Origin of the sequence: Streptomyces sp. SCSIO 75703 (assembly GCF_036607905.1) — a bacterium.
Lineage (GTDB): Bacteria > Actinomycetota > Actinomycetes > Streptomycetales > Streptomycetaceae > Streptomyces.
Genome location: NZ_CP144555.1, coordinates 4,647,661 through 4,660,914 on the forward strand (window position 1 = coordinate 4,647,661; position 13,254 = coordinate 4,660,914).

Genomic DNA, 13,254 nt, shown 5'->3' on the forward strand with positions numbered 1-13,254 from the left:
GCCGGCCGGCGGGTGCCCGGCCCGGGGGCGCCGCCGGCCCCCTGGCACACTGGGGAGCGTGCGCCCCACCACCCCACCGCTCACCCCGGCCGAGGTCGAGACGCTGGCCCGCGAGGCCCACGCGGCCCAGACCGACAAGGCGGGCCGCCCCTACGCCGAGCACCTGCGGGCCGTCGCCGAGGGCGTCCGGCGCCGCGGCGGGGACGCCGACCAGATCGCCGCGGCCTGGCTGCACGACGCCGTGGAGGACGACGCCCTCAGCGAGGCGTGGCTCAACGGGGCCCCGCTGAGCCGGCGCACCAAGGACATCGTCCTCGCCCTCACCAGACGCCCGGGGGAGCCCCCGGAGGCGTACGCGGCCCGCGTCCTGGCCACGCCGGGCGCCGCGCTGGTCAAGGAGGCCGACCTCGCGCACAACGCGGACCCGGAGCGGCTCGCCCTCCTCGACGCGGCCACCCGCGCCCGGCTGACCGCGAAGTACGCGCGGATGCGCGCACTCCTCGGCCTGCCGGACCCGCGGGGCACCGGAGGGGGCCGGGACGGCCCGCCCGGCTAGGCCGAGACCTTCTCCCGGCGCTCCCCGGACGGCTCGCGCTCGGCGCGCTCGCGGGCCAGTTCGGCCGCGTCCCGGCGGAACGCCCACTCCATCCGCGGCTCCATCACGCAGCGCAGCGCCCGCCGCACCGGCGCCGTGCACATCAGGGTGACCGCCACCGCGGCCAGCACGGTCAGCGCGATCTCGCCGACCGGCCGGTGCAGGGCGGGGTGGGAGTACCAGTCGCCGATGTAGCCGGCCTTGATCAGGAATCCGTGCAGCAGGTAGCCGTACAGCGTGCCCGCGCCCAGCGCCGTGAACCACGTGTGGCGGCCCGGCACCCAGGCGAAGAAGCAGGCCGTCAGCAGCACCGAGCAGCCGAACAGCGCGAGGACCATCACCGGCCCGATCCACCAGGGGGCGCCCATGTCCTGCGCGGCGGAGTTGCGGTAGATCCAGCCCGCGTCCATGTTCGGCGACACGAACCAGCCGACCAGCAGGGCCGCCGCGAACACCGGCACCGACAGCACCCGCACCGCGCGGCGCCGCACCATGGTGAAGTGCTCGGGCCGCAGACACAGGCCCAGCACGAAGCACGGCAGGAACTGCAGCAGGCGCTGCATGCCGAGGTCGTAGCCGATCGACGGGGAGACCGACGCCAGCATGGCGACGACCAGCGAGACCGCGAGCGGTTGGCGGATCGTCTTCCACAGCGGGGTGGTCAGACGCCACACGAACAGCGCGCACAGGAACCAGGTCAGGTACCAGGGCGACATGAGGCTGATGTCGTGCCCCTCGTCCCCGGCGACGTAGCGCTGGAAGAGGGCGTAGGCGGTCTCGAAGACGACGTACGGGACGGCGACCCCGGTGACGAGCCGGCGCAGCCGGTCCGGCCGCATGTCGAAACTGCGGGAGAAATAGCCGGAGATGATGATGAACGCCGGCATGTGGAAGACGTACACGACGGTGTACAGCGTGTCGATGACCCGGCTGTCGTCGTTCAGCGGGTCCCACGCGTGGCCCATGGCCACCAGCACGATCGCCAGGTACTTGGCGTTGTCGAAGAAGGGGTCGCGCCGAGCGCCGGAGGGGGCCGCTCGGTCCTGCGACGGCAGCGTGTCGGTCATACGGCCCCCCGCCCTCGGCCGGGCGGGCGGGTCCGGGACCCCGCTGCGTTTGTGGGGGACGAGGCAGCGTTCAACATCTGAGGCACCCTAGCGTTGTCCGGCTGATTCCGTAAAACCATCCACGTCATTCCTGTATTCGGCTTCACGGCTCGCTGCGCGACTACCCGCAATTCCCCGAGAGTTGACCTGCGGGATTACGTGACGGGCCCCACACGACGGCATGTTGCCGCCCGACTGCCCGGCGCACACCGGATGGGGAGACGCTCCCGGCTTGTCATGATTCATCGCTTCTCAGGCGCACATAAGGACACCGGAGGGCGGTCCGGAATGCGCCGCCGGGACACCCGCGCTTCCCGGCCACGCCCCACCACCGCGCCCCGCGGCGTGAATTCGTATTTCCTGCGAAGAAGGTGTGTGGGCAGGGAAACGAGGTGGCCGGAATTCCCCGTGCGGGTCCCCCGTCGAATTCCTGTACGGCACCCCTCGGTCGTGCTCCGCGGGCCCTCGGCCGGGCCGCTCCGTCCGGGGTCCGGCGCGGACGTCGTGTCACCTGCCGCATAGTGGGGCCCCGTTGGTGGCACGATGGTTCTGGCGGGGGTGCGCCGGATCGCGCCCCGGGCCGGGAGTGCGGACCGACCGAGGGTGTGATCAGTTGTGGCCATTTCACTGTCCGTGGTGCTGCTGTTGGCGATCATCCTGGTGGTGCTGCTACGCGGCGGCTCCCTCAAGGCGGGCCCGGCGATCGTCGCGATCCTCTTCGGCTTCTTCCTCGCCTCCACGGGCATGGCCGACGACATCCAGCGGTTCCTGAACTCGATAGCGGACACGATCAACTCCATCCGCTTCTAGGCACCCGGGAACCGCGACCCGCCCCCGCCCGCCCGACGGCGCCCCCACGCCCGCCGGGCCCCACCCCCGCGACGGCCCCGTCGCGGCCCGCCCCCCACGTCCACGGAGCGCGAACGACTCCGGCCCGGCCCCCACAGGGGGACCGGGCCGGAGCCACGACTGGAGCGGGCGACGGGAATCGAACCCGCGTAGCTAGTTTGGAAGACTAGTGCTCTGCCATTGAGCTACGCCCGCACATCGCGCGCCACCGTCACCGCGGCGGCACTGGAGGCATCGTAGCGGGTCGGCACCGGTGCGCGCACACCCCGTTCCCACCCGTGCCGCACCGTCACGGGCGGGAGAACCCGGAGGCCGCGGCGCGCGGCGGCATGTACCCTACGTGTCGCACCAGACGGGGTGTGGCGCAGCTTGGTAGCGCGTCCGCTTTGGGAGCGGAAGGCCGTGGGTTCAAATCCCGCCACCCCGACCATCCGCCGGCCGTTCCCGGCCGCGGCCCCGCCGGGGGTCCGTCCACACGGTCGCCTTTGGGGACGTGCAGGCGCTGCCGTTACTATGCAAGCTGCACGCCCGTGTGTCTCAGCGTCTGCAGTCTCCGGGCGGCGTAGCAGCCGGAGCCCCAGGTCCCGGCGATCCCGAGAAGTCAGCCACAAGGAGACCGAACCGTGAAGAGCGCCGTGGAGACCCTGAACCCGACCCGGGTTCGGCTCACTGTCGAGGTGCCCTTCGAGGAGCTCAAGGACAGCCTCGACGCGGCGTACAAGAAGATCAACCAGCAGGTCACGGTGAAGGGCTTCCGCAAGGGCAAGATCCCTGCCCGCGTCATCGACCAGCGCTTCGGCCGCGGTGCGGTGCTGGAGGAGGCCGTCAACGACGCGCTTCCCAAGTTCTACACCGACGCCGTCAACGAGGCCGAGCTGAACCCGCTGGGCCAGCCCGAGGTCGACATCACCGAGCTGAAGGACGGCGAGACGCTGAACTTCACCGCCGAGGTCGACATCCGCCCGGCCCTCGAGATCCCGGACTACTCCGGCATCGAGGTCGAGGTCGACGCCGTCGAGGTCACCGACGAGGACCTCGACAAGTCGGTGGAGCAGCTCCGCGAGCGCTTCGCCACCACCTCGCCGGTCGAGCGCGCGGCCGAGGACGGCGACGTCGTCACCCTCGACCTGCGCGCCGAGGTCGACGGCGAGGTGCTGGAGGACGGCGTCGCCGACGGCGTCTCCTACACCATCGGCTCCGGCGAGCTGCTCGACGGCATCGACGACGCCGTCAAGGGCCTGGAGGCCGGCGGCGAGGCCACCTTCGCCTCCGAGCTGAAGGGCGGCTCGGCGGCCGGCAAGGAGGCCCAGGTCACCGTCAAGGTCACCCAGGTCGCCAAGCGCGAGCTGCCCGAGCTGGACGACGACTTCGCCCAGCTCGCCTCCGAGTTCGACACGCTGGAGGAGCTGAAGGCCGACAGCCGCAAGCGGCTGGCCGACATGAAGCAGTACGACCAGGCCACCCAGGCCCAGGAGCGCGTGCTCGACAAGCTCCTGGAGCTCGTCGAGGTGCCCGTCCCCGAGAAGCTCCTCGAGGACGAGATCAACACCCGCAAGCACAACCTGGAGCACCACCAGCTCGGCCAGATGGGCCTCACCCTCGACAAGTACCTGGAGCTCCAGGGCAAGACCGCCGAGGAGTTCGAGACCGAGACCCGCGAGGCCGCCGTCAAGGGCATCAAGACCCAGTTCGTCCTCGACGAGCTGGTCAAGCAGGAGAAGCTCAACGTCAACCAGGAGGAGCTGACCGAGCACCTCATGCGGCGCGCGGCCTCCTCCGGCATGTCCCCCGACCAGTTCGCCCAGGCCGTCGTCGAGCAGGGCCAGGTCCCGCTGCTCGTCGGCGAGGTCGCCCGCGGCAAGGCCCTGGCCGCCGTGGTCGAGAAGGCCACCGTGAAGGACACCAACGGCGAGGTCGTCGACCTGGACGACGAGGACGACGAGACCGCCGAGGCCGCCGGGGCCGAGACGGCCGACGCCGCCGCCGAGGCCCCCGCCGAGGGTGCCGAGGACAAGGCCGGGGAGAAGACCGAGGGCTGATCCTCGCGCCGCCCCCACGGACGCACGACGGGCCCCGGACGACCACGCCGGGGCCCGTCTGTCGTACGGCCGTACGGGCGAAACCCCGCAGGGCACGGCCGTGTCCCGCCGCCCGCCCCGGCTGCATGCGCTCACAGCGAACACCGCGGGAACCGGGATGGCACCGCAGGGTCACCGCGTTAGGGTCCATGAATACGAGGGCAGGGGAGTCCCCGGAAACGGCCGGACGGACGGCCCCGAGCCCCGGCAGAACACGTGAGACGGCCCGGCGCCGTCGTTAAGACGAGCAGGTGGATACGTGACGAATCTGATGCCCTCCGCCGCCGGCGAGCCCTCCATCGGTGGTGGTCTCGGCGACCAGGTCTACAACCGGCTGCTCAACGAGCGGATCATCTTCCTCGGGCAGCCCGTGGACGACGACATCGCCAACAAGATCACCGCGCAGCTGCTGCTCCTTGCCTCCGACCCGGACAAGGACATCTTCCTCTACATCAACAGCCCCGGCGGCTCCATCACGGCCGGCATGGCGATCTACGACACCATGCAGTACATCAAGAACGACGTGGTGACCATCGCCATGGGCCTCGCGGCCTCCATGGGGCAGTTCCTGCTCAGCGCGGGCACCCCCGGCAAGCGCTTCGCCCTGCCGAACGCCGAGATCCTGATCCACCAGCCCTCCGCCGGCCTGGCCGGTTCGGCCTCGGACATCAAGATCCACGCCGAGCGCCTGCTGCACACCAAGAAGCGCATGGCGGAGCTGACCTCGCAGCACACCGGCCAGACGGTCGAGCAGATCACCCGCGACTCCGACCGCGACCGCTGGTTCGACGCCTTCGAGGCCAAGGAGTACGGCCTCATCGACGACGTCATCGCCACGGCCGCCGGCATGCCGGGCGGCGGCGGCACCGGGGCCTGACCCGCGCCCCCGCGGGCAGCCGGGGCATCACCCGGGCCCCCGCGGCAGCCGAGCCGGACCCCGCACGGGCACCCGGCACGCCCCGCAGCCAGACCCGAGCCGACCGCCTCAGCCCTTTCCAGGAGACACCGTGAACGACTTCCCCGGCAGCGGCCTGTACGACCGCGCGCGTGCCGAGTACACCGGCCCCTCGGCCGAGTCCCGCTACATCATCCCGCGCTTCGTCGAGCGCACCTCGCAGGGCGTGCGCGAGTACGACCCGTACGCGAAGCTGTTCGAGGAGCGCGTGATCTTCCTCGGCGTGCAGATCGACGACGCCTCCGCCAACGACGTCATGGCCCAGCTCCTGTGCCTGGAGTCGATGGACCCCGACCGGGACATCTCGGTCTACATCAACAGCCCCGGCGGCTCCTTCACCGCGCTCACGGCCATCTACGACACGATGCAGTACGTGAAGCCCGACATCCAGACCGTCTGCATGGGCCAGGCGGCCTCCGCCGCCGCCGTCCTGCTGGCCGCCGGCACGCCCGGCAAGCGGATGGCGCTGCCGAACGCCCGCATCCTGATCCACCAGCCCTACAGCGAGACCGGCCGCGGCCAGGTCTCCGACCTGGAGATCGCCGCCAACGAGATCCTGCGCATGCGCGCGCAGCTCGAGGAGATGCTGGCCAAGCACTCGACCACCCCGGTCGAGAAGATCCGCGAGGACATCGAGCGCGACAAGATCCTCACGGCCGAGGACGCGCTGAGCTACGGCCTGATCGACCAGATCATCACCACCCGGAAGATGGACAACTCCTCCCTCCGCTAGGCGGGAGGCTGTATCGTCTGCCGCCCCTTGGCATGGTTTGGCTGGGTCCACGTCAAAGCGATCCATGCCAAGGGGGGCCCGGCCGGGGGGCCGGGCAAGGTACCGTCGGACATAAGGCAGCACCAGGAGTCCGCTGGACGTCGACGTCCAGGCGTCTCCCAGGCGAAGGGGAAGCACACCGTGGCACGCATCGGTGACGGCGGCGATCTGCTCAAGTGCTCGTTCTGCGGCAAGAGCCAGAAGCAGGTCAAGAAGCTCATCGCAGGGCCCGGTGTGTACATCTGCGACGAGTGCATCGACCTCTGCAACGAGATCATCGAGGAAGAGCTGGCCGAGACCAGCGAGGTGCGCTGGGAGGAACTGCCCAAGCCCCGCGAGATCTACGAGTTCCTGGAGGGCTACGTGGTCGGCCAGGAGGCCGCCAAGAAGGCCCTGTCCGTCGCGGTGTACAACCACTACAAGCGGGTCCAGGCCGGGGAGAACGGCGGTGCCCAGGGCCGCGAGGACGCCATCGAACTGGCGAAGTCCAACATCCTGCTCCTCGGGCCCACCGGCTCCGGCAAGACCCTGCTGGCCCAGACCCTCGCCCGCATGCTGAACGTGCCCTTCGCGATCGCCGACGCCACGGCGCTCACCGAGGCGGGGTACGTGGGCGAGGACGTCGAGAACATCCTGCTGAAGCTGATCCAGGCCGCCGACTACGACGTCAAGAAGGCCGAGACCGGCATCATCTACATCGACGAGATCGACAAGGTCGCGCGGAAGAGTGAAAACCCCTCCATCACCCGCGACGTCAGCGGCGAGGGCGTCCAACAGGCCCTGCTGAAGATCCTGGAGGGCACCACGGCCTCGGTGCCCCCGCAGGGCGGACGCAAGCACCCGCACCAGGAGTTCATCCAGATCGACACGACGAACGTCCTGTTCATCGTGGGCGGCGCCTTCGCCGGACTGGAGAAGATCATCGAGGGGCGGGCGGGCGCCAAGGGCATCGGCTTCGGCGCCACGATCCGCTCCAAGCGCGAGCTGGAGTCCAAGGACCAGTTCGAGGAGGTCATGCCGGAGGACCTGGTCAAGTTCGGCATGATCCCCGAGTTCATCGGCCGCCTGCCCGTCCTCACCTCGGTCCACAACCTGGACCGCGAGGCCCTGCTGAAGATCCTCGTCGAGCCGCGCAACGCCCTGGTCAAGCAGTACCAGCGCCTGTTCGAACTCGACGGCGTGGAACTGGACTTCGAACGCGAGGCCCTCGAAGCCATCGCCGACCAGGCGATCCTGCGCCAGACCGGCGCCCGCGGACTGCGCGCCATCATGGAGGAGGTCCTCCAGGGCGTCATGTACGAAGTGCCCTCCCGCAAGGACGTCGCCCGCGTCGTCATCACCGCCGACGTGGTCCTCTCCAACGTCAACCCCACCCTGATCCCCCGCGATTCGCGGGGGAGGGGACCGGGCGAGCAGAAGACGGCCTGACGGACACCCGTCCCGGCCCGCGTACGGCGAAGGGCCCCGGTCACCCGACCGGGGCCCTTCGCCGTACGCGCGAGGCGCTCAGTTCCCGACGCGGATCTCCTCGCGGAGCTTGGCGGTGATGTCCACCGCGGTGTCCTTGCCGACGCCGGTGCCGGTGTTGTCGCCCGGCGAGACCATGGCGACCGTGCTGTAGTCGGCCCAGGCGCAGAACCAGTCGGTCGAATCCTTCTTGGTCAGCCCGTTGACGGACTTCGTCGACTGGCACTTGGCGACCGCGCCGTCGATGTCGACCTTCTCGGGATCGCCCACCAGCTCCAGGTTCTCCATGCCGCCCGAGCCGCCGGAGCCCTTGTCCTTCAGCTCCTTCTGGATGGAGGCGAAGAAGGTGTCCAGGGTGGCCTGCGGGTCGGAGATCTTCCCGTAGCCGCCCATCATGGTGATGCCCTTGGCCTTCAGCAGCTCTTCCTGGTCGGGCAGGGTCGAGGGGTCCTGGGGGTCGAAGCCGCTCAGGTCGGCCGTCGACCACTGGCCCACGATGGTGGTGCCGTCCTCGACGCCGCTCTTCTTCATGTCCTTGGCGGTGTCCGCGTCGCCGCTCTCGGTCTGCGAGGCCAGCGTGTACTCGCCGAGCACCTTCTTCGGGGTGGTCAGCTTGTGCGCGCCGTCGTCCTCCAGCCCGCCGCCACCGCCGCCGCCGAACACGAAGTAGGCGCCCACGCCGACCGCCGCGACCACGGCCACCGCGCCGATGATCAGGCCCGTCTTCTTCTTGCCGTCGCCGGCCGGGGGCTGCGGCGCGCCGTAGGGCTGCTGACCGTACGGCGGCTGCTGGCCGTACGGGGGCTGCTGGCCGTACGGCGGCGGCTGCTGACCGTACGGCTGCTGCGGCGGGGCCCCGCCCTGCTGCGGCTGCTGCGGATAGCCGTAGCCCGGCTGCGGGGGCGGCGTCTGCTGGGGGTAGCCGTAGCCCGGCTGCGGGGCCTGCGGCGGCTGACCGTACGGCCCCGGCTGGCCGTAGGGTCCGGGCTGCTGGGGCGGACCGCCGTACGGCCCCGGCTGATTGTGACTCATCTCTGGGTTCCCCTCCAGACGCTTACGTGGTGTTGACATCCTCACCCGGCGACACGCCGGCCAGGCCACCGGGGGGCCCACCGTTACAAAGGAAACGCGTTTCGGTACTGGGCCGTGACGCCCGTAAACTGGGCCCCGTGACCGAGAACACTCAGCATCCGCAGCCAGCCCCCACGACCGAACTGCCGACCCAGTACACGCCGGCCGAGGTAGAGGGGAAGCTGTACGAGCGCTGGGTAGAGCGGGGTTACTTCACCGCCGACCCGCACAGCGAGAAGCCCCCGTACACCATCGTCATCCCCCCGCCGAACGTCACCGGCTCCCTCCACCTGGGCCACGCCTTCCAGCACACGCTGATGGACGCCCTGACCCGCCGCAAGCGCATGCAGGGCCACGAGGCCCTGTGGCTGCCCGGCATGGACCACGCCGGCATCGCCACCCAGAACCGCGTCGAGCAGCAGCTCGCCGAGGAGGGCAAGTCCCGCCACGACCTGGGCCGCGAGGAGTTCACCCGCCGCGTGTGGCGGTGGAAGGAGGACTACGGCGGGCGCATCCTCGGCCAGATGCGGCGCCTGGGCGACGGCGTCGACTGGTCCCGCGAGCGCTTCACCATGGACGAGGGGCTCTCCCGGGCCGTCCTCACCATCTTCAAGCGGCTCTACGAGGACGAGCTGATCTACCGCGCCGAACGCATCATCAACTGGTGCCCGCGCTGCCTGACCGCCCTCTCCGACATCGAGGTCGAGTACCAGGAGGACGACGGCGAACTCGTCTCCATCGAGTACGGCGAGGGCGACGAGAAGGTCGTCGTCGCCACCACCCGCGCCGAGACGATGCTCGGCGACACCGCCGTCGCCGTCCACCCGGACGACGAGCGCTACCGGCACCTGGTCGGCAAGCGCATCAAGCTGCCGCTGACCGACCGCACCATCCCGGTCGTCGCCGACGAGCACGTCGACCCCGAGTTCGGCACCGGCGCCGTCAAGGTGACGCCCGCCCACGACCCGAACGACTTCGCCATCGGCCGCCGCCACAGCCTGGAGTCCATCACCGTCATGGACGAGCGCGGCGTCATCACCACGCACGGCCCCTTCGAGGGACTGGACCGCTTCGAGGCCCGCTCCGCGATCGTCGCCGCGCTGCGCTCGCAGGGCCGGATCACCGCCGAGAAGCGCCCCTACCTCCACAGCGTCGGCCACTGCTCGCGCTGCAAGACCACCGTCGAGCCGCGCCTGTCCCTGCAGTGGTGGGTCAAGGTCGGCCCGCTCGCCAAGGCGGCCGGCGACGCCGTCCGCGACGGCCGGGTGACGATCCACCCCGAGGACATGGCGAAGCGCTACTTCGACTGGGTCGACCACATGAACGACTGGTGCATCTCGCGCCAGCTCTGGTGGGGCCACCGCATCCCGATCTGGTACGGCCCCGACGGCGAGGTCGTCTGCGTCGGCCCCGACGAGGAACCGCCCACCGGCGAGGGCTGGCACCAGGACACCGACGTCCTCGACACCTGGTTCTCCTCGGGCCTGTGGCCCTTCTCCACCCTGGGCTGGCCCGAGCGCACCCCGGAACTGGAGAAGTTCTACCCGACCGACGTCCTGGTCACCGGCCACGACATCATCTTCTTCTGGGTCGCCCGGATGATGATGTTCGGCCTCTACGCCATGGACGGGGAGGTCCCCTTCAAGACCGTCGCCCTGACCGGCCTGGTCCGCGACGAGCGCGGCAAGAAGATGTCGAAGTCCTTCGGCAACGTCGTCGACCCGCTCGACTGGATGGACGCCTACGGCTCCGACGCCGTCCGCTTCACCCTGGCGCGCGGCGCCAACCCGGGCACCGACGTCCCGATCGGCGAGGAGTGGGTCCAGGCGTCCCGCAACTTCGCCAACAAGATCTGGAACGCCACCCGGTTCGCCCTGATGAACGGCGCCACCACCGAGGGCCCCCTCCCGGACCCCTCGCAGATGTCCGCCGCCGACCGCTGGATCCTCTCCCGCCTCGGCCGCACCGTCGCCGACGTGGACGCCCTCTACGAGGACTTCCAGTTCGCCAAGTTGTCGGACGCCCTCTACCACTTCGCGTGGGACGAGGTCTTCGACTGGTACGTCGAGCTGTCCAAGACCACCTTCCAGGAGGGCGGCGCCGCCGCCGAGGTCGGCAAGCGCGTCCTCGGCGAGGTCCTCGACGTCACCCTGCGGCTGCTGCACCCCGTGGTCCCCTTCGTCACCGAGGTGCTGTGGACCACGCTGACCGGCGGCGAGTCCGTGGTCGTCGCCGACTGGCCGCGCGACTCCGGCTTCCGCGACGCCGCCGCCGAGCGCGAGATCGAGACGCTCCAGGCCGTCATCACCGAGGTGCGCCGCTTCCGCCACGACCAGGGCCTCCAGCCCGGCCAGCGGGTGCCGGCCCGGCTCACCCTGGAGGGCTCGGCGCTCGCCCCGCACGAGGCGGCCATCCGCCAACTGCTGCGCCTCCAGCCGGAGGGCGAGGCATTCACCGCGACGGCGACGCTGCCGGTGGCCGGGGTCGAGGTCGCCCTCGACCTCTCCGGCGCCATCGACGTGGCCGCCGAACGCAAGCGGCTCGCCAAGGACCTGGCCGCCGCCGAGAAGGAGAAGGCCCAGGCCACCGCCAAGCTCGGCAACGAGGCGTTCCTCGCCAAGGCACCCGACCACGTCGTGGACAAGATCCGCGGCCGGCTCGCCAAGGCCGAGGACGACATCGCGCGCCTCGCCGCCCAGCTGGAGCGCCTGCCGCAGGCCTGACCCGCGCACCCACCCGAAGGCCCCCGCGACCCACCCGGCCGCGGGGGCCCTCGCGTGCCCGCCGCCCCGGGGGAGGCACGGCCGCCCGCCGCACCCGGGTACGTAGACTGGTCCCCGTGAGTGAGCTCCCCCCGCACGACAGCAGCGAGCAGCCCGACCCGCTCGACTCCTTCGACGAGATCGTCGCCTCCGAGACCGGGCGCGACCCCGACCTCGCCGTCATCGAGGCCGGCAGCCGCACCCTGCGCACCCAGGGCGGCCCGCCCGAGGCCGACGTGCCCGGCAGGCCCGAGGACCCCGAGGTGGACGCCGCGCTGCGCGAGGTGGAGGCGGAGCTGGCCACCCGCTGGGGCGAGACCAAGCTGGAGCCGTCCGTCGCCCGCATCGCCGCGCTGATGGACGTCCTGGGGGAGCCGCAGCGCTCCTACCCCTCCCTCCACATCACCGGCACCAACGGCAAGACCTCCACCGCCCGCATGATCGAGGCCCTGCTCGGCGCCTTCGACCTGCGCACCGGCCGGTACACCTCGCCGCACGTGCAGTCGGTCACCGAACGCATCAGCCTCGACGGGGCACCCGTCTCCGCCGAACGCTTCATCGACACCTACCGCGACATCGCCCCCTACGTCGAGATGGTCGACGCCCGCGAGGAGTACCGGCTCTCCTTCTTCGAGGTGCTGACCGGCATGGCCTACGCGGCCTTCGCCGACGCGCCGGTCGACGTCGCCGTCGTCGAGGTCGGCATGGGCGGCTCCTGGGACGCCACCAACGTCATCGACGGGGACGTCGCCGTCGTCACCCCCATCGACCTCGACCACACCGACCGGCTCGGCGAGACCCACGCGGAGATCGCCGCCGAGAAGGCCGGCGTCATCAAGCGGGGCGCCACCGTGATCCTCGCCCAGCAGCCCGTCGAGGCCGCCCAGGCGCTGCTGAAGAAGGCCGTCGCCGTCGACGCCACCGTGGCCCGCGAGGGCCTGGAGTTCGGCGTCGGCGCCCGCCAGGTCGCCGTCGGCGGCCAGCTCCTCACCCTGCGCGGACTCGGCGGCGAGTACACCGACGTCTTCCTGCCCCTGCACGGCGCCCACCAGGCGCACAACGCGGCCGTCGCGCTCGCCGCCGTCGAGGCGTTCTTCGGCGTCGGCGCCGAGCGCGCCGAACCACTCGACGGGGAGACCGTGCGCCGGGCCTTCGCCGCCGTCGCCTCGCCCGGCCGCCTGGAGGTCGTGCGGCGCTCGCCGACCGTGGTGCTGGACGCCGCGCACAACCCGGCGGGCGCCCGCGTCACCGCCGAGGCGGTCGGCGAGGCGTTCCAGTTCAGCCGGCTCATCGGCGTGGTCGGCGCCAGCGGCGACAAGAACGTGCGGGGCCTGCTGGAGGCGTTCGAGCCGGTCTTCGCCGAGATCGTCGTCACCCAGAACTCCACCCACCGCGCCATGGACGCCGACGCGCTCGCCGCGCTCGCCGTCGAGGTCTTCGGCGAGGACCGCGTCCAGGTCGAGCCGCGGCTGCCCGACGCCCTGGAGGCCGCGATCACGCTGGCCGAGGAGGAGGGCGAGTTCGCGGGCGGCGGTGTGCTCGTCACCGGTTCCGTCATCACCGTCGGCGAGGCCCGACTGCTGCTGGGGAAGGGCTGAC

Annotated in this window: 10 protein-coding genes and 2 tRNA genes; 9 read left to right on the forward strand and 3 right to left on the reverse strand. The window is 71.0% G+C overall.

The genetic code is table 11. The features are described 5' to 3' along the window. Positions 1 to 58: 58 nt before the first annotated feature. Entirely contained in the window at positions 59 to 556 is a 498-nt protein-coding gene (locus tag VM636_RS20400; protein WP_053912479.1) for an HD domain-containing protein, read from the forward strand. Here the strand turns inward: VM636_RS20400 and VM636_RS20405 are convergent. Then, positions 553 to 1,662 (reverse strand): acyltransferase family protein, encoded by a 1,110-nt coding sequence (locus VM636_RS20405; RefSeq protein WP_338485275.1) that lies wholly within the window; start codon positions 1,660 to 1,662, stop codon positions 553 to 555. The genes VM636_RS20400 and VM636_RS20405 overlap by 4 nt on opposite strands. Before the next feature lie 654 nt (positions 1,663 to 2,316). Here VM636_RS20405 and VM636_RS20410 point away from each other — a divergent pair. Continuing rightward, the gene (locus VM636_RS20410) at positions 2,317 to 2,511 is read left to right on the forward strand and encodes a hypothetical protein (RefSeq protein WP_030418264.1); all 195 of its coding nucleotides are present in this window, start codon (positions 2,317 to 2,319) and stop codon (positions 2,509 to 2,511) included. Between the two features lie 160 nt (positions 2,512 to 2,671). Here the strand turns inward: VM636_RS20410 and VM636_RS20415 are convergent. Beyond that, positions 2,672 to 2,745 (reverse strand) — tRNA-Gly (locus VM636_RS20415). A gap of 158 nt (positions 2,746 to 2,903) precedes the next feature. Here VM636_RS20415 and VM636_RS20420 point away from each other — a divergent pair. From VM636_RS20420 to clpX, 5 genes are all read left to right on the forward strand, one after another. Further along, a tRNA-Pro gene (locus VM636_RS20420) sits at positions 2,904 to 2,980 on the forward strand. 193 nt (positions 2,981 to 3,173) lie between these two features. After that, positions 3,174 to 4,589 carry a trigger factor gene (tig, locus tag VM636_RS20425; RefSeq protein WP_053912481.1) on the forward strand — a complete coding sequence of 472 codons (1,416 nt, stop codon included), beginning with the start codon at positions 3,174 to 3,176 and terminating at the stop codon, positions 4,587 to 4,589. A gap of 310 nt (positions 4,590 to 4,899) precedes the next feature. Further along, complete coding sequence (locus VM636_RS20430; protein ID WP_030418266.1) at positions 4,900 to 5,505, forward strand: ATP-dependent Clp protease proteolytic subunit; 606 nt, start codon at positions 4,900 to 4,902, stop codon at positions 5,503 to 5,505. Positions 5,506 to 5,635: 130 nt separating this feature from the next. Next, the gene (locus tag VM636_RS20435) at positions 5,636 to 6,316 is read left to right on the forward strand and encodes an ATP-dependent Clp protease proteolytic subunit (RefSeq protein ID WP_030418267.1); all 681 of its coding nucleotides are present in this window, start codon (positions 5,636 to 5,638) and stop codon (positions 6,314 to 6,316) included. 180 nt (positions 6,317 to 6,496) lie between these two features. Then, positions 6,497 to 7,783, forward strand: coding sequence for an ATP-dependent Clp protease ATP-binding subunit ClpX (clpX, locus tag VM636_RS20440; protein ID WP_030418268.1), 1,287 nt, complete (start codon positions 6,497 to 6,499; stop codon positions 7,781 to 7,783). Positions 7,784 to 7,861: 78 nt separating this feature from the next. Here clpX and VM636_RS20445 read toward each other — a convergent pair whose 3' ends face one another. Then, positions 7,862 to 8,854, reverse strand: coding sequence for a hypothetical protein (locus tag VM636_RS20445; protein WP_030418269.1), 993 nt, complete (start codon positions 8,852 to 8,854; stop codon positions 7,862 to 7,864). Positions 8,855 to 8,991: 137 nt separating this feature from the next. On the opposite strand from VM636_RS20445, the gene VM636_RS20450 reads away from it, so the two are divergent. Together VM636_RS20450 and VM636_RS20455 are read left to right on the forward strand one after the other, a co-directional pair. After that, positions 8,992 to 11,616 (forward strand): valine--tRNA ligase, encoded by a 2,625-nt coding sequence (locus VM636_RS20450; protein WP_338485276.1) that lies wholly within the window; start codon positions 8,992 to 8,994, stop codon positions 11,614 to 11,616. 116 nt (positions 11,617 to 11,732) lie between these two features. Continuing rightward, positions 11,733 to 13,253, forward strand: coding sequence for a folylpolyglutamate synthase/dihydrofolate synthase family protein (locus VM636_RS20455; RefSeq protein ID WP_030418271.1), 1,521 nt, complete (start codon positions 11,733 to 11,735; stop codon positions 13,251 to 13,253). Position 13,254: the final 1 nt, after the last annotated feature.

What these genes read in the sequence shown, in the direction of transcription:
- VM636_RS20405 (WP_338485275.1), bottom strand. Translation starts at nt 1,662, where the DNA reads ATGACCGACACGCTGCCGTCGCAGGACCGAGCGGCCCCCTCCGGCGCT.
- VM636_RS20430 (WP_030418266.1), top strand. Translation starts at nt 4,900, where the DNA reads ATGCCCTCCGCCGCCGGCGAGCCCTCCATCGGTGGTGGTCTCGGCGAC.
- VM636_RS20445 (WP_030418269.1), bottom strand. Translation starts at nt 8,854, where the DNA reads ATGAGTCACAATCAGCCGGGGCCGTACGGCGGTCCGCCCCAGCAGCCC.